Annotated in this window: 16 protein-coding genes, 1 other RNA gene and 1 pseudogene; 5 read left to right on the plus strand and 13 right to left on the minus strand. The window is 48.2% G+C overall.

What is annotated here, in order from left to right:
- Positions 1-236: 236 nt before the first annotated feature.
- The 7 genes and pseudogenes from AAH450_RS00235 to smpB form a co-directional block, all read right to left on the minus strand.
- Complete coding sequence (locus tag AAH450_RS00235) at positions 237-2156, minus strand: AAA family ATPase (protein WP_342908397.1); 1920 nt, start codon at positions 2154-2156, stop codon at positions 237-239.
- Positions 2146-2640 (minus strand): ABC-three component system middle component 5, encoded by a 495-nt coding sequence (locus tag AAH450_RS00240; protein WP_342908398.1) that lies wholly within the window; start codon positions 2638-2640, stop codon positions 2146-2148. The genes AAH450_RS00235 and AAH450_RS00240 overlap by 11 nt, the downstream gene beginning before the upstream one ends.
- A complete protein-coding gene (locus AAH450_RS00245; RefSeq protein ID WP_342908399.1) occupies positions 2640-3221 on the minus strand; it encodes an ABC-three component system protein in 582 nt (193 codons plus the stop codon). The genes AAH450_RS00240 and AAH450_RS00245 overlap by 1 nt, the downstream gene beginning before the upstream one ends.
- The gene (locus tag AAH450_RS00250) at positions 3208-3579 is read right to left on the minus strand and encodes a hypothetical protein (RefSeq protein ID WP_342908400.1); all 372 of its coding nucleotides are present in this window, start codon (positions 3577-3579) and stop codon (positions 3208-3210) included. Before AAH450_RS00250 ends, AAH450_RS00245 begins: the two co-directional genes overlap by 14 nt.
- 60 nt (positions 3580-3639) lie before the next feature.
- Positions 3640-4838: pseudogene (locus tag AAH450_RS00255) on the minus strand (integrase domain-containing protein).
- A gap of 182 nt (positions 4839-5020) precedes the next feature.
- Positions 5021-5384, minus strand: a transfer-messenger RNA (tmRNA) gene (gene ssrA / locus AAH450_RS00260).
- A 47-nt stretch (positions 5385-5431) separates the two neighbouring features.
- Complete coding sequence (smpB, locus tag AAH450_RS00265; protein ID WP_318791004.1) at positions 5432-5914, minus strand: SsrA-binding protein SmpB; 483 nt, start codon at positions 5912-5914, stop codon at positions 5432-5434.
- A 158-nt stretch (positions 5915-6072) separates the two neighbouring features.
- Here smpB and AAH450_RS00270 point away from each other — a divergent pair, with 158 nt between their 5' ends.
- Both AAH450_RS00270 and AAH450_RS00275 read left to right on the plus strand, forming a co-directional pair.
- Positions 6073-6507, plus strand: a complete 435-nt coding sequence (locus tag AAH450_RS00270) for a type II toxin-antitoxin system RatA family toxin (protein WP_306211207.1) — start codon at positions 6073-6075, stop codon at positions 6505-6507.
- On the plus strand, positions 6500-6787 hold the full coding sequence (locus tag AAH450_RS00275; RefSeq protein ID WP_318791006.1) for an RnfH family protein: 288 nt from the start codon (positions 6500-6502) through the stop codon (positions 6785-6787). The genes AAH450_RS00270 and AAH450_RS00275 overlap by 8 nt, the downstream gene beginning before the upstream one ends.
- A gap of 45 nt (positions 6788-6832) precedes the next feature.
- Here the strand turns inward: AAH450_RS00275 and bamE are convergent, their stop codons facing one another.
- The 3 genes from bamE to nadK form a co-directional block, all read right to left on the minus strand.
- Positions 6833-7177: an outer membrane protein assembly factor BamE gene (bamE, locus tag AAH450_RS00280; RefSeq protein WP_318791007.1), complete on the minus strand. Its 345-nt coding sequence runs from the start codon at positions 7175-7177 to the stop codon at positions 6833-6835.
- Positions 7178-7330: 153 nt separating this feature from the next.
- Positions 7331-8992: a DNA repair protein RecN gene (recN, locus tag AAH450_RS00285; RefSeq protein ID WP_342908401.1), complete on the minus strand. Its 1662-nt coding sequence runs from the start codon at positions 8990-8992 to the stop codon at positions 7331-7333.
- Positions 8993-9080: 88 nt separating this feature from the next.
- Entirely contained in the window at positions 9081-9959 is an 879-nt protein-coding gene (gene nadK / locus AAH450_RS00290) for an NAD(+) kinase (RefSeq protein WP_342908402.1), read from the minus strand.
- 124 nt (positions 9960-10083) lie between these two features.
- On the opposite strand from nadK, the gene grpE reads away from it, so the two are divergent.
- The gene (grpE, locus tag AAH450_RS00295; RefSeq protein ID WP_342908403.1) at positions 10084-10665 is read left to right on the plus strand and encodes a nucleotide exchange factor GrpE; all 582 of its coding nucleotides are present in this window, start codon (positions 10084-10086) and stop codon (positions 10663-10665) included.
- 49 nt (positions 10666-10714) lie between these two features.
- On the opposite strand, the gene ung is transcribed toward grpE, so the two are convergent.
- The gene (gene ung / locus AAH450_RS00300; protein ID WP_342908404.1) at positions 10715-11395 is read right to left on the minus strand and encodes a uracil-DNA glycosylase; all 681 of its coding nucleotides are present in this window, start codon (positions 11393-11395) and stop codon (positions 10715-10717) included.
- 281 nt (positions 11396-11676) lie between these two features.
- On the opposite strand from ung, the gene grcA reads away from it, so the two are divergent.
- Entirely contained in the window at positions 11677-12060 is a 384-nt protein-coding gene (grcA, locus tag AAH450_RS00305; protein WP_342908405.1) for an autonomous glycyl radical cofactor GrcA, read from the plus strand.
- 245 nt (positions 12061-12305) lie between these two features.
- On the opposite strand, the gene srmB is transcribed toward grcA, so the two are convergent.
- Positions 12306-13634, minus strand: a complete 1329-nt coding sequence (srmB, locus tag AAH450_RS00310; protein WP_318791012.1) for an ATP-dependent RNA helicase SrmB — start codon at positions 13632-13634, stop codon at positions 12306-12308.
- Positions 13635-13766: 132 nt separating this feature from the next.
- Here srmB and trmN point away from each other — a divergent pair, with 132 nt between their 5' ends.
- The gene (trmN, locus tag AAH450_RS00315) at positions 13767-14504 is read left to right on the plus strand and encodes a tRNA(1)(Val) (adenine(37)-N(6))-methyltransferase TrmN (RefSeq protein WP_342908406.1); all 738 of its coding nucleotides are present in this window, start codon (positions 13767-13769) and stop codon (positions 14502-14504) included.
- On the opposite strand, the gene nadB is transcribed toward trmN, so the two are convergent.
- The gene (gene nadB, locus AAH450_RS00320) at positions 14501-16105 is read right to left on the minus strand and encodes an L-aspartate oxidase (protein ID WP_342908407.1); all 1605 of its coding nucleotides are present in this window, start codon (positions 16103-16105) and stop codon (positions 14501-14503) included. The genes trmN and nadB overlap by 4 nt on opposite strands.
- Positions 16106-16291: the final 186 nt, after the last annotated feature.

Below are 16291 nucleotides of genomic sequence, written 5' to 3' on the forward strand. Positions count from 1 at the left end.
TCTGTGGCAGCAGTTACCTCGCAATGCAACTGCATTAAAACCGACATACAAATCGGGCAGGCGAGGCGGGGGAAACATTGCGCGCTAGCTTTAAAATATTAATTTATTTGGTTGAAGCTCCATGCGTAGAATAAAAAAAATGGCTGGAGATTTGCTAAAAGTTTTTCAGCGAATGATTAGCGTTGAAGTAACGCCCTGCTGCTCTAGACGGTACAGGGCGTTGTTAGAAAATAATGTCAGCTTTTAATTATATAGTCATTTTTATCGTAATAACGACCTACACCATATATTTCATTATTAAGAGACGGTTCTATCTTGGATGTTGTCATAATAAGTTGATAGCCACTCATCCCCTCAAGGCTTGAAGTTATTAGCTTCTGTAAGTTATGGCTACGCCCTTCATTTATATCCCCGCACTCAAAGTCCATAATGGAAAAACGTGGGTATCTGCAAAATTTGTCTTGGATGGAAAATAGCAAGAATGCTAGATGTAAGGCAGACTTTTTCACAACGTTTGAACTGTCAGAATAATTCACTCGTTCATTAAGTAACCAGCGATCTTTGGCAAAATCTATTTCAGATGAAAGGTGGGTGGCAGTTTTGAATTTTTCTTCATTACCAGAGTCCCCTTCTAGGATTTGAGTAGATAGTGCAGAAAGACCTGCATAAACATACTCTCTTCTTTTTGCATTTTTTGCTTCGAGCATTTCTATATTTGTTCGACAGTTTGCTATCTGAGATATAAGGTGTTCGCGCTTTTTCTTCAAATCGTCAACCTTAGATGCGGGATCTATCTTATCCTGCAATGAACTTATCTCGATAAGTTTTTTAGTTCTTTCTTCAATTATAGATGTTATAGCTAGCTCACGAGAATTTGATACTAAACTTATTTCAAATAAGCGATTTTCAAGTAATTGTAATTCTTTTTTCATCTCCAGAAGAAAATCTTCGAGATATTCGGATTTTTCTGCGAGTGAAATTATGATTTTGCTATTCTGACGTAATTGATATTGAAGTTCATTTAATGACTCAATATACTTATCTTCAAGGGAGGTTGTTTCTTCTGTTGATTTGCACAGAGCACACCCTGAGTTAATTTCAGGGTTCTCAGTTACTGGAGTCAAACAGCATGGACAAAATTCGAAAGAGACTTTACCAAGTTCTTTGTAGGTATCCTTCGATTCGTTTAACGATTTCATTCTATGAGTTAAGCTCTTCCCAAATAAAATGCAATCTTGTATTTCAATTTTTGTAGAACCTAACTCATTGTTAGTTATGGATATTTTATTTGTTAAGTACTGAATTCTTTCTATTGTGGTATTCCGCTCTATAGTGAGGTTGTATTTTTCACTATTATCCGGCAGGTCAGTTGATTCTAGTAGTTCAGATTTCTTACTTTCGATTTCCTTTAGTTCAATGTTTTTTTCTTGAAGCGCTTCATTTATTTTATCAACAGTGAGGTCCGCATCATTACCCAATAGGTCAAAGTAAGCTCTCAACTCAGCACCGCTATTTTCATAATCTCGTTCGAATTTCAATAAATTTTGCCGATAAGAATGTGTTTCTAAATCATCTAAGCCAAAGAGAAATTCTGCGATTGCGGTTCTAGTATTTTCGTTATCAGATCTGCTAGATTCCTTACGGAAAATTCTGTTAGAGTCAGACGATTGACTAAGGTAGATAAGCCTCATGATTTGATGCATTGTTAAATTTTGATAATCATCAGACTTATATTGCCCCCAGTTAAAAAGTTCGAACATCATTTCTGAAAAGCTCAACTTATCGCTAGTCCGCCGTGAGCCATAATCACACCAGCCGTCAGCATCCTTCATCGCATCCTGATATTTACCATCATATATTTTTATATGGGGAACACCGCCTGAAGCATCAATAGGCCTAGTTAGAGTGAAAATTCTTCCGTTAATGGTAATCTCAGCGTTTACATTCGAGCATTCATCAGCAGGATATTTCCAATCATCTTTTTTTAACTCTCCACCTAAGATGTAGAAAATCATATCAAGAATGGTTGATTTACCAACGGAATGCTCACCTCTAATGATGTTAACTCCATCATGAAAAAGTTCGTCGTAAAGCGGTTGTCCGCCTTTAGTAATTACCAATCTATTGATTCTTAGATATGAATAATTATTCATCATAGCGATATTCCATTAAATTAGTTTTTGCCTTAAGACCATTTTTTCCTTTAACTGGTAATTTCGATAACTCATCACTTATTACCGAGAATTCAAAACTGGTTCGAAAAGTGTCGTTTTTTAAAGTATTAATGAGCGATTGGGGTATTTTATTTTCATGCAGGATTAAAAAATCTTCTGAAAATGATATAATCCCCTTAGAGAATAAGTGTGCTAGGGTGTTTTTTCTAATTACATTTAATTCAAAGAAAACACGCCGAGGATTCTCAATAAATTCATAAGAGGTTTCAATGAGTTTTATTTTTTTTGCTGTTTTAGAGTTGGATCTCGGCCACCCTAGAATATTTTTAAGTTGTTGCGGGAATAAGTAGTAGAAATCCATGAATTTAATAACGTCATCGTTTATTTTATTTTTATTTTTATATAGCAAACTAATTATTCTATATGAACAATGATTTGCATCTTTGAATGGATGATAGATTATCATTAGCCAACCCACCGTAAGTGACATTTACCAGTTAAAAAGAAAATCATTCCTCTAATTAACTCAATTGAAATAGCTGTACTAACCTCACACACTTCCTCATAAAGCGGTTCAACTATTTTGTCATAAATGACTCTATCTATTATAGCAGCACTTACTGTGTTTTTAAACAGTGGTTTTACATTATGTGAAAAAGATGAGTTGATTTTACTCAGACAATGGTAATAGATTACTTCTTCCGAAATAGAAAACTGATGTCTTGTAACTCTTCGAGCAAATTTATTTTCAAGGTATGTTGCATCTTCAAGTAAATCAAGCCTATTACCTTCTTTCAATTTACCTTCTAGCCCTATGATTTTTCTACCAGGTCTAGGGTTAAGGTATCCTTCTAGTTCTTCAAGCATGTAACAATATTCTTGATCTGTTTCACATAACTGCCTTGATCTGATCAGGAGATTGTTAAGAGCATTGCTTTTAGTTTTAATTTCATTGAAACTTATGTTTGTTCCAATATTGAAATCTCTACCAGCACTATTGTCTTTTATTTCATTCCCACTGATTTGAGTTTGGTTATTTTTCTCCATTCTTAAAGCCTTGTCCAACGTTGAAATCACCGTCTGCTTCATTGTTATTAACTTTGTTACCTATTACATTACCATCTGATGTAATATTTATATTTTTAGCTTTGTTTCCAATGATCTCATTATCCTGAATAACCGCTGGTGCAGGAGTGGGTTGAGCATTTTTTTGTTTACTAGTGTAGAACAAAGCAAGAACTAATGCATTAATTGCTATTAGAAAAAAAACTAATGTGACAATTGGATTTTTAGAAATGAACTCAATATTTTCAAACAATGGTTTCAAAAGATATAAAATGACTACCGATAAAATCGTGAGTGAGGCATTATATTTAAGAGCAGGCTTAAAGAAAGTAAAATCCATATTCACTCCTAGTATACTAATCAATTGATGAAAATATTTTTTTAACTAAATAATAATTAATTACGTAAACTTAAACTTTAAACATTCTGAACCCCACCATTCCATTAGTTGAATCCTGTGCTCAAGATAGGTTGAGCGATTGTATGCTCTCCGCACTTCGTTGGCTTCTATGTGAGCCAGAGCTGCTTCAATTACGTCTGGATTAAACTCAGCTTCGTTCATGCAAGTGCTGGCTATAGAACGTAAACCATGGGCAACTAACTTACCACCGTACCCAATCCTTTTTAAAGCAGCATTTGCAGTTTGGCTGTTCATAGGTTGCTTTGGATCATTTCTGCTTGGGAAAACATACTCTCTGTGGGCACTTATAGGCTTCATTATCTCAAGAATACCTATTGCCTGAGTTGATAATGGAACAATATGCTCTCGTTTGGCCTTCATCCTTTCTGCAGGAATGGTCCAGAGCTTTGCATCGAGATCGATCTCGGCCCATCGTGCACCAGAAGCCTCTGAAGGGCGAATGAGCGTCAGGAGCTGCCATTCAATCAGGCAGCGAGTCGGTACAGAAAGATTTGACATCGCCAAAGAGCGCATCAACTTTGGCAACTCCTCAGGCCGCAGCGTGGGCATGTTTTGCTTTTTGGGTTTCTCAAAGGCCATTCCTACACCTGAAGCAGGGTTGGCATTAATTAGGCCTGTATTAACAGCATAAATCATTATTTCGTTAACACGCTGTACTAATCGGCGAACCGTCTCTAGCGCACCACGCGCTTTGATTGGTTCCAATGCTTCAACAATCGTCCTCGCTTTAATCTCCTGAACAGGCATGTTGCCAATTGCCGGAAACACGTCTTTATCCAAGGAACGCCAAATATCTTTCGCATAATCCTCCGTGACGCTTCTGTTTTTAATCTGAAACCAGTTGGCAGCTACTGTGGAGAAAATGCTATCTAGCTCAATTTGGCGCTGCTCTGATGCTTGTTCTTGCAGTTGCTGAGGATCGATATCCTGCGCGAGTAAGGTTAGATGCTGATCGCGGAGTTGGCGCGCTGCTGCTAGCGTAGGGCAGGGTATGAGCCGAGGCTGAGATTAGTTCGGCTGCTACTGACAGGACGTTGGTATCGGAAGCGCCAGAGCTTCTTACCTGAGGTTTTAACAAGCAAGAACAAGCCTTCACCATCATGCAATGTGAAGTCTTTATCACGTGGCTTAGCTTTAAAAATTTCATTATTGGTGAGTGGGCGTGTTATCCGCGCCATAACTGATTTCAATCCATAATTGGTACACGTTAGTGGCTCATATCTTACCGTGTACCTAAACATGTACCAATAGTCATCGGATTTGGCTGGATCTCTACGGACTACTACAGACGTAAAAAAGCCCGCGAGGCTGGTTCCAAGCGGGCTTTCAGGACTTACCCGGACGTATCCGGTACATAATGTGGTGGAGCTGGCGGGAGTTGAACCCGCGTCCAGAATTACTACACCGTCGGCACTACATGCTTAGTCCAGTCTTTACATTCGCCGGTCAGCTGCGAACGGACACGCTACTGACAAACTAGCCTGATTGGATTTAATGCTTCAGCCCCAGGCAGGACATCCACACGATCTCTTTTGTGTTTGACCTCTCTTGATCCCCGTCCTAAGAGCGGAGGCTAGGGAGAGAGGGCTCTGAGCAGGTTATTAAGCTGCTAGTGCGTAGTTTTCGTCGTTTGCAACTATTTTTTTGCGGCTTTTAACGAGGCAAACCGCCCCTCGGCATGCTCCTTGGGCTTCGCAAATCCTGTCGAATCCAGAATCAGCCCCAGGTACTGTGAAGCAGTATAACAGAAATTGTCGTCTACGCCAAAGGCTTAGCGATTGGCATGTTTCATAATACGTGCTTTGTCTGTCTGCCACTCGCGATCTTTGATGTTATCGCGCTTGTCGTGCTCTTTCTTACCTTTAGCCACGCCGATTTTCAGCTTAGCCCAGGCATTTTTCCAGTACATCGACAGGGGAACAATGGTGTAACCGTCGCGGTTAGCTTTGCCAAACAGCGAGGCCAGCTCACGCTCCTTCAGCAACAGCTTGCGGGTGCGGGTAGGGTCGCAGACCACATGGGAAGAGGCGCCAATCAGCGGCTGGAAGGTAGCTCCGAACAGGAAAGCTTCGCCATCACGCAGCATAATATAGCTTTCGCTGATGTTGGCCTTGCCGGCGCGGAGTGATTTGACTTCCCATCCCTGGAGCGACAGTCCCGCTTCGAACTCTTCTTCAACGAAGTATTCATGGCGAGCCCGTTTGTTCATGGCAATGGTAGCGGAACCGGGTTTATGTGCTTTTTTCTTAGTCATAGTGCCACTTAGTTTACATGAAGCAGTGATTGAAGGCATCCCCTGTAACAAACGAGACGGGGAAAAGCGCTATTTTAGCAGAACGCTGGCGGCTGAGGATTTTTGTTTACCTGGCGCCGATGGTATTATTGGTAAATTGAAGATTAACAGGAAACGTTATGTCTCAGATTAGTCGTTCTGCGCTGGTGCCCTATAGCGCTGAGCAAATGTTCCGGTTGGTAAACGATGTCGATGCCTATCCGGAGTTTCTCCCAGGGTGTACCGGTAGCCGTGTTCTGGATGCCACAGAGCAACAGATGACGGCATCGGTTGATGTTTCAAAAGCCGGGATCAGCAAAACTTTCGTTACGCGCAACACGCTGACCGATAACCAGAGCATTCATATGCAGCTGGTCGATGGGCCGTTTCGTAAGCTGACGGGTGGCTGGCAATTCACGCCATTGAGCGAAGATGCCTGCAAAGTAGAGCTGAACCTGGAGTTCGAGTTTACCAATATGCTGGTTGAGATGGCGTTCGGACGCATCTTTAAAGAGCTGGCAAGCAGCATGGTGCAGGCGTTTACCAAACGCGCGAAAGAGGTCTACAGTGCCTGATATCGCTGTTGAAGTGGTTTATGCACTGCCTGAAAAACAGTATCTCTACACGGTAAATGTAGAGGAAGGCTCTACCGTTGAAGAGGCGATTAAGGCTTCAGGATTACTTGAACTCCGTAGCGATATCGATCTCGCTAAAAACAAGGTTGGGATATTCAGTCGTCCGGTAAAGCTGGGGGATGAAGTGCAGAGTGGTGACCGGATTGAAATTTACCGGCCGCTGCTGGCTGACCCAAAAGAGCTTCGCCGCCTGCGTGCCGAACGCGCAGCAAAAAAATAAGGCGCCTCAGCGCCTTACCATTTCATCATCAAACCGGGTAAACCGCTATTTCTTGCCGGTCAGCGTTGGTTTGTTATCAATGTTAGTCAGCGTACCCTTGCCGTCAAAGGTCAGCGTCAGCGTCTGCTGGGTCACCGGCTCATGGCCTGGCTCCTGGCGGAAAACGTAATACCAGACGTTGCTACCAAACGGATCGCGCATCATCGGCGTGCCCAGGGTGTATGCCACCTGCTGTTGCGTCATGCCGGTATGAATTTTAGAAACATCATTCGCAACCAGGTAGTTGCCCTGGTTGATGTCTGGCCGGTAAACCACTCGCTCCAGAGTGGAACATCCAGCGGTCATCATCAGAAGAACCACCGCCGCAGCAGTCAGCGTTTTACAGCGCATAAGTATCTTTATTCCTTTTCGGGCCAACAATCTGGCTGCATCGAACACTCGCTACGATGACAGCGTAAGAAGACGATGATAATAAACCTTTCCGCAGTTTGAAACCTCTACGAAGCAAGGATATGACCACAGCAGGCCAAAAAAGTGCGGCAATCAGGCTGCTAAAAGCTCCTTTGCGTTTGCCAGCGTGTTGCGGGTAACCTCGCTACCGCCAAGCAGACGGGCGAGTTCCTGCAAACGGGCGCGTTTGTCCAGCGGCTGCATATGGGTTTCTGTCATCTCGCCATCGGTCTCTTTGCTGACATAAAAATGTTGGTGGCCACAGCCGGCTACCTGCGGCAGATGGGTGACACACATCACCTGCGTGGACTCCCCTAACTGACGCAACATCTTGCCTACCACTGCCGCTGTTGGTCCGCTGATCCCTACATCCACTTCATCAAAAATCAGCGCTGGTGTATCCATCTTACGGGCGGTAATCACCTGAATGGCCAGAGCAATACGCGAAAGCTCACCACCAGATGCCACTTTAGAGAGCGGTTGCAGCGGCTGGCCTGGGTTAGTGGTAACGCGGAAATCAATACGGTCTGCGCCTTCAGCGGTAAGATGATCGGCATTGAACTGCACTTCTATGCCCAGTCGCCCGTGCGGCATGGAGAGCGTATGCATACTCTCCCCAATTAACCGGCTCAGCTCTTCAGCAAAATGAACCCGGCGCTGATGCAGCTGCTCTGCACAGATCATAGCGGTACGATGGTGGTGCGCCACGGTCTGAGAAAGCTCTTCCTGATCGCTCTCCTGCTGATCCAGCAGGCTTTGCTCTTCCAGCAGCTGCTGGTGGAAGAGCGGCAGCTCCTCCGGTGAGATATGATGCTTGCGGGCGAGCGCAATCTGACGCGAAAGGCGCTGCTCCAGCTCGTACAACCGGTTAGGGTCAAGATCCAGACGTTCACAGTAGTGACGCAGCTCGTCACTCGCTTCACTGATCTGAATTGAGGCTTCATCCAGCATGGTGGATACGCCGCTCAGCTTGTCATCCATAGAGAGCAATTCGTTCAGCAACTGTTGCGCGGTATAGAGCTGATTCAGCAGGGTCTTCTCTTCACCGTCAGCCAGCAGCATCAGTGCCTGCTGGCTGGTGGAAAGCAGCTGGCCGCTGTTAGCCAGACGTTTGTACTCTTCGTCGATGGCTTCATATTCACCTGCTACCGGGGCAAATTCATTGAGTTCTTTCAGCTGATATTGCAGCAGCTCACGACGCGCCTCACGCTCCTGAGAAGCCTGCTGATGCTGAGCCAGTATGCGGCAGCTTTGATGCCATTGACGGTAGCTCTCTGCCATTTTCTGCATCAACTCGGTTTCACCGGCATAGCCGTCGAGCAGTGTTTTCTGATGCTCAGGCTTAAGCAGAAGCTGGTGCGCATGCTGACCATGGATCTGGATAAGACGCTGGCCGAGATCGCGCAGTTGCGAAAGGGGAACGGCAGTGCCGTTAATAAAACCACGGGAACGTCCGTCGCTGCTGATGACGCGGCGCAGCAGGCACTCACTCCCTTCGTCCAGCTGATTCTCTACCAGCCACTCAAAGGCAGAAGGGGTATCTTTAAGGGAAAAACGGGCGCAAATATCCGCGCGGGCTGCACCCTGACGCACCATATCTGCTTCCGCACGACCGCCAAGGCATAAGCCGAGCGCATCAATAGCAATGGATTTACCGGCACCGGTTTCGCCGGTGATTGCGGTCATGCCACGCTGAAAATCGATTTCAAGTTCACGAACAATCGCAAAGTTACTGATGGTCAGTTGTGCGAGCATAATTGGCGTTCCTGTATGAAAACACAGATATGGTTTTTCATACAGTATATACTGGAATTATAACCAGTAAAGTAGCTGGCACCGCTTTTTAAAACAATTTTTTCGACCAGGCTAACTTTGAGCTTAAAGTATTAAAATAATTGTAATTTTGGGGATGGATTAAATTGAGATGATCTTCATTACGCCGGATTAATACGTCTTCACCTTCCTGAATAGGCAGAGCGATCTGACTGTCACAGCTCACCTCCAGGTCGCTGCGCATATGGGAAAAGCGCAGGCGAATAGTGCTGCTGCTGTTAATCACTAACGGGCGGGCCGAGAGCGTATGTGGGAACATGGGAACAATAGCTATGGCATCCAGCGAGGGCGTTAAAATAGGGCCGCCAGCGGAGAGGGAATAGGCTGTTGAACCGGTTGGCGTAGAGATAATCAGGCCATCAGAGCGCTGCGAGAAAGCGAAAGTCTCATCAATATAGACCTCAAACTCAATCATATGGGCAACTTTGCCGGGATGCAGAACGACTTCGTTAATAGCTGTGCCAATCCGCGGTTCGCGCCCCTGGCGGCAGACCTGCGCTTCCAGCAAAAAGCGGCTCTCTGTAATATATTTTCCTTCCAGCACATCAGCTAACTGCTGCTGGGCATTATCGGGGTCCAGATCGGTCAGGAAGCCGAGATTACCGCGGTTTATCCCGATTACTTTGATGTCGTAACGGGCAAGCACGCGTGCCGCGCCCAGCATATTGCCGTCTCCGCCAACCACTACCGCCAGGTCAGCCCGCTGACCAATTTCCGCCAGGGTTCCGGTTTCCACATCGTTCAGATTCAGCTCGCGGGCGATCTGTTGCTCAATGATGACCTCATAGCCTTTTGTCGTCAGCCAGCGGTAAAGCATCTCGTGCGTCGTCAGCGCTGTCGGATGACGCGGATGCCCCACAATCCCGATGCAATTGAAATGTTTGTTCATGATGCTGGCGTTCCTCATGAGGTAAACTACCTCAGACAATGTGATCGGTTCCCTTGAAACCGCAGTTCTGATCCCCATAATAAGCGAACCAGCGAGATGAATGTGCAAAAACGCGGAGAAATTCATGAGTAGTAAAGAACAGAACACCCCAAACGAGCAAGTCTCAGACGAGATTGAGATGGAGCAGGCGCAAACCCAGGACGCAGAGGCAGCTGAAGCGGTAGATCCTCGCGATGACCGCATTGCCGAGCTGGAAGTGCAGCTGGCGCAGTCTCAGGGTGGCGTGCGTGAAGCGCAAATCCGTGCTCAGGCGGAGATTGAAAACATCCGTCGTCGCGCCGAACTGGACGTGGAAAAAGCGCATAAATTTGCACTGGAAAAATTCGCCAACGAGCTGCTTCCAGTGATCGACAGCCTGGAACGTGCGCTGGAAGTGGCTGATAAAGCCAACCCGGAGCTTACCTCAATGGTGGAAGGGATCGAGTTAACCCTGAAATCTTTGCTGGACGCAGTGCGTAAATTCGGTGTGGAAGTGATTGGCGATGTGAACGTGCCTTTCAACCCGGAACTGCATCAGGCAATGTCTATGATGGAATCTGAGGATGTGGCTCCAAACCACGTTCTGATGATCATGCAGCGTGGCTACACGCTCAATGGTCGTCTGCTTCGTCCGGCAATGGTTGCCGTGGCTAAAGCCAAAGCCTGATCGGCTGCAATAATGAAAAAAGCACCCTCGGGTGCTTTTTTTTATGGCGTTATTCCGGCAGAACCGGCTGCCAGTCAATCGGCTTCTCTCCCTGCTTCACAAGCCATTCATTGGCCTGCGAGAAGTGGGCGCTACCAAAAAATCCGCGGTGAGCGGAGAGAGGAGAGGGATGAGGCGCCTGCAAAACATGATGGCGCTGGCGGTCAATAATGCTGCCTTTCTTCTGTGCGTGAGAACCCCACAGCAAAAATACCACGCCCTCGCGATGTTCATTAATGGCCGAGATCACCGTGTCGGTAAAGGTTTCCCAACCAAATTGGGCATGAGAATGCGCTTTGCCCGCTTCAACGGTTAATACCGTATTCAGCAGCATTACTCCCTGACGGGCCCAGCTCTCCAGGAAACCATGCGTTGGGCGCTGAAAGCCGGGAATATCCGTTACCAGCTCTTTATACATATTGACCAGCGAAGGCGGTACCGCTACGCCGGGCAATACGGAAAAGGCCAGACCATGCGCCTGATGAGGACCGTGATAAGGGTCCTGCCCCAAAATCACCACCTTGACGTCGCCCAGTTCCGTCAGGCGAAATGCATTGAATACATCCTTTTGAGGGGGATAGACCGTTTTCCCTGATGCGCGTGCCTGAGCTACTTTAGCCAGCGTTTCAATGAAATAGGGTTTCTCTTTTTCCTCTGCCAGCACGTCGTGCCAGGTCAGTGTCTTGGCCATGGTCGCCTCCTTAATAGATTGCTGATTAGCTTAACGTGGATCCGCAGCGGGGAAAACTTAAAATATTGTTGAAAATTTACAAATAAATATGAAAGCGTAGATCGCCTAAAACTAAGCTAAATCAATTAGTTGATTTTAGTAGCCGTACAGGGGGCAGTGAAATATTGATTTTGGTCAAAGAAGCCGCATAACGGTGCTGCTATACAGATCGGATAGGTCAGGCGCACCCCCTTTCTTACCCGCTGGCTTTGGTCAGCCGTTACTGCCTGGAGGCAATAATTATGATTATCGGAATTCAGATTACCCAAGCATCCAATCACGCATTGCTGAACTCATTCTGGCTGTTAGATGATGAAAAAGCGGAAGCCCGCTGCTTATGCGCTAAAGCAGGCTACAGCGAAGATCAGATCGTGCCAGTCAGTGAGCTGGGTAAGATCGAATATCGTGAAATTCCCTTGGAAGTTAAACCAGAAGTGCGCGTGGAAGGCGGCCAGCATCTTAACGTTAACGTACTGCGTCGTGAAACGTTACAGGATGCTGTAGAGCACCCGGAAAAGTATCCGCAGCTGACTATCCGCGTTTCTGGTTACGCGGTGCGTTTCAATTCATTGACGCCAGAGCAGCAGCGCGACGTCATTGCCCGCACCTTTACTGAAAGCCTTTAATTAAAGCCGTTAAAAGGCGCGTCACAGAGGCGAAAGGGGAGCGGGTGGTGAAAACAACACCATCTGCCTGCCCCTGTCAGGTTGATGAAAATAAAGCTTAAATAGCTCGCTTCATCATTGTCCTGATGACCTGATCGGCTAAAAAAAGGGGTTCCGGCGGAAGTAGCAGAGCAACCGCGCGTTTCCCCCGATTCAGACCATAAAAAAACCGCCTCCTTGAGGCGGTTTTTTGTAGCGCGGTGTGTTTATTCAGCACTGTCCGTTTTCGCTGCCACCGGCTTGCGGCGCTTACCAATATTTTTGGTATCGCGATGACGCTCCTTCGCGCGCGGCTTGCTCTCTTTCTGCTCGCTCTCTTTCTTCTCCTGGCGCTTCGCCAACACCTTTTTAGAAGGCTTTCCGTTCAGCTTTTCGCTTGGCGGGCGCGTGGTAGGGCGCAGCTCATCAATGGTGCGTGATTTCAGCGGCTCTTTAATATAGCGGGTAACTTTACCCAGCAATACGTTGTCATGCGCTTCTACCAGAGAAATGGCGATACCTTTTTTACCAGCGCGGCCGGTACGGCCAATACGGTGCAGGTAGGTGTCTGAGGTACGCGGCATATCAAAGTTAAATACGTGGCTGACATCTTCGATGTCGATGCCACGGGCGGCCACATCGGTCGCAACCAGCACGTTCACACGGCCATCAACAACGCGTTTGATCGCTTCGTTACGCTTGAACTGCTCCAGTTCGCCTTCCAGATAGCTGGTGTTGATGCCCGCTTCACGCAGCCAGCCGCACAGCTCGTGCACTCGCTCACGTTTACGCACAAACACCACGGAACGGGTCACCTCTGGCTGCTTCAGCATATGAATAAGCAGCGCCGTTTTATGCTTGATATCATCAGCACGGTAGTACCACTGCTGAATCTTTTTGCGTTCACGACGGGCCGGGTCCGCTTCAATCTCTTCTGGCTCATTCAGCAGACGCTCGGAGAAATCTTTAATCGCATCGCCTTCCAGCGTGGCAGAGAACAGCAACGTCTGGTTACGCCAGCGCGTCTCGGCTGCGATGGTTTCGATATCCTGTGCGAAACCCATGTCCAGCATACGGTCCGCTTCATCGAGGATTAACGTCTCTACCGCGCGGCAGTCAAAGTTCTCTTCTTTGATGTATTGCAGCAGACGGCCCGTAGTCGCAACGACTATGTCCTGATTTTCGCTGAACACTTCCGCGTGGTTCATGTACGCCACACCACCGGTTATCGTCGCGATATCCAGATGGGTATATTTCGCCAGCTCACGCGCCTGGTCAGCAACCTGCATCGCCAGTTCACGGGTCGGGGTGACAATCAGAATGCGGGGCGGGCCTGATTTTTTACGCGGGAAATCGAGCAGATGCTGAAGCACGGGCAGCAGATAAGCCGCCGTTTTGCCTGTACCGGTTGGTGCCGAACCCAGAACGTCACGACCCTCCAGTGCAGGCGGGATCGCAGCGGCCTGGATAGCCGTAGGGCGCGTATAGCCCTTTTCCTGCAAAGCTTTCAGCAGGCTTTCATCAAGTTCGAGTTCGGAAAAAGTGGTTACAGTCATGGTCTACCTCAGTTTGGGGCGCTGATTATAGACAGATTGAACACGATCTTCATCTGTTTGTGTGGTCTTAATGACTTTTCCTTACCTGTTTATTGTCCTATGCTAGCGCCGTTTCCACTTCAGGTCAGTCAAATGTCTCAACAGAAAGCGGTTCTGCGTGCCAACGGGTTTACCTTCAAGCAATTTTTTGTTGCCCACGATCGTTGTGCGATGAAGGTGGGAACGGATGGCGTTCTGCTGGGTGCCTGGGCGCCGGTAGCAGGTGCACAGCGGGTGCTGGATATTGGCACCGGCAGCGGCTTAATAGCCCTGATGCTGGCGCAGCGCACCGGACAGGAGGTGCAGGTCGATGCCGTTGAGCTGGATGAGCAGGCTGCAAACCAGGCGCGCGAAAATGCGGCCGCTTCCCCCTGGGCTGAACGCATTCATATCTGGCAGGATGATATTCTGCACTGGTCGAAAACCACAGAGCAGCGTTATTCCCTGATTGTCAGTAATCCACCCTATTTTACCCCCGGCGTCGACTGTGCCAGCCCTGAACGTGCTTCCGCCCGTTATACCACGGATTTAACACATGAAGTATTGCTGACCTGTGCCGAAGCCTTGATTACCGAAGAAGGTTTTTTCTGCGTGGTGCTGCCAGCGGCAGCGGGGGATAAGCTGGTGGAACTGGCAGAGCAGCGGGGCTGGCATCTTCATTGCCGCACGGATATCTCCGATACTGAGATGCGCCCGCCCAACCGCGTGTTGCTGGCTCTTTCACCTGCGCCAGGGGAGCTGTTTACCGATCGCATGACGATACGTGGGCCTGACCACAACTACTCTGAAGCGCATTGCAGCCTGACCCGTGATTTTTATCTGTTCCGTTAGTCCGGGCAGAGCAGAGTCGGTTTTGCTTCCGGCAACATGTCGGGATAGTCGAGGGTGAAATGCAGCCCGCGACTCTCTTTTCTCGCCATCGCGCAGCGAACAATCAGCTCTGCAACCTGCACCAGATTGCGTAATTCCAGCAAATTATTGGAGATGCGGAAGTTAGCGTAATAATCGTCAATCTCCTGCTGAAGCATAGTGATACGCCGCAGCGCCCGCTCCAGACGCTTGTTAGTACGCACAATACCCACATAATCCCACATCAGCAGGCGCAGCTCGTGCCAGTTATGCTGGATCACCACTCGCTCATCGGAATCATCTACGCGACTCTCATCCCATTCTGGTAACTGCTCCGGCATGATCGCCTGTTGCAGATGGCGATGAATATCTTCTGCTGCTGACCAGCCATACACCAGGCACTCCAACAGAGAGTTAGAAGCCAGGCGATTTGCGCCATGCAGACCGGTATAGCTGACTTCTCCGATAGCATACAGCCCCGCGATGTCGGTGCGACCCTGCCGATCAACCACCACACCGCCGCAGGTATAGTGGGCGGCAGGCACAATCGGGATTGGCTCTTTGGTCAGATCGAAGTCCAGCGTGCGTAATTTTTCATCGATCATCGGGAAGTGAGCCTGAATAAATTCAGCCGGCTTATGGCTGATATCCAGATACATGCAGTCCGCGCCCAGCCGCTTCATCTCATGGTCGATGGCGCGGGCGACGATATCACGCGGAGCCAGTTCTGCCCGTGGATCGAAATCTGGCATAAAGCGACTGCCATCTGGCCGCCTGAGCAGGGCACCTTCGCCACGCAGCGCTTCCGTTAACAGGAAGTTCCTCGCTTCAGGATGGAACAGGCAGGTGGGATGGAACTGATTGAATTCCAGATTGGCTACCCGACACCCTGCGCGCCATGCCATCGCTATGCCATCGCCGGAAGCGACATCCGGATTGGTGGTGTATTGATAAACCTTAGCCGCACCGCCAGTCGCCAGCACCACAGAGCGGGCGCGGCAGGTTTCAACTTTCTCCCGTTTACGGTTCCAGATATAGGCACCGACCACGCGGCGTTCGCCGGGCAAGCCGATCTTATCGGAAACGATCAAATCGACCGCATTGCTGCGCTCAATGATCTGAATGTTGGGATGGCTTAATGCCTGGCTGACCAGCGTGGTTTCAACCGCCCGTCCTGTGGCGTCAGCGCTGTGCAGGATCCGCCGGTGGCTGTGGCCTCCTTCGCGGGTGAGATGATAGCGGCCGTCAATCGCTTCAGGGTTTTCCCTATCAAACAACATGCCGTTATCAATCAGCCATTGCACACAATGACGCGCATTGCTGGCGATAAAGGAAACCGCCTCCCGGTCACACAGGCCGCCGCCAGCAATCAGGGTATCTTCAACGTGCGACTCAATGCTGTCTGTTTCATCAAAAACGGCAGCAATCCCGCCCTGAGCATAGAGGGTAGACCCTTCGCTTACCGGGCCTTTGCTCAAAACCGTCACCTGGTGTTTCTCAGCCAGCCGCAGGGCAAGGGTTAACCCGGCGGCACCGCTGCCGATGATAAGAACGTCACAGCTGTAATCAGAAGAAAGGGGCATGATGTTTAATTTACTAAACAGGTTGTTTGCTGAGCATACACTCAGCTGCAAAAGAGATGAAGCCTTTTCCGTTGTCAACAAACAGAGGGTGACCTGAAACTGAATTTGCTGTTGCCTGCCTGAGGCAATTCCGATCTCTTCACACGACCCTGATTAAATAATGCGAACAGGATTGAATTACCGTGA

Source organism: Erwinia magellanica (assembly GCF_039023495.1).
GTDB lineage: Bacteria > Pseudomonadota > Gammaproteobacteria > Enterobacterales > Enterobacteriaceae > Erwinia.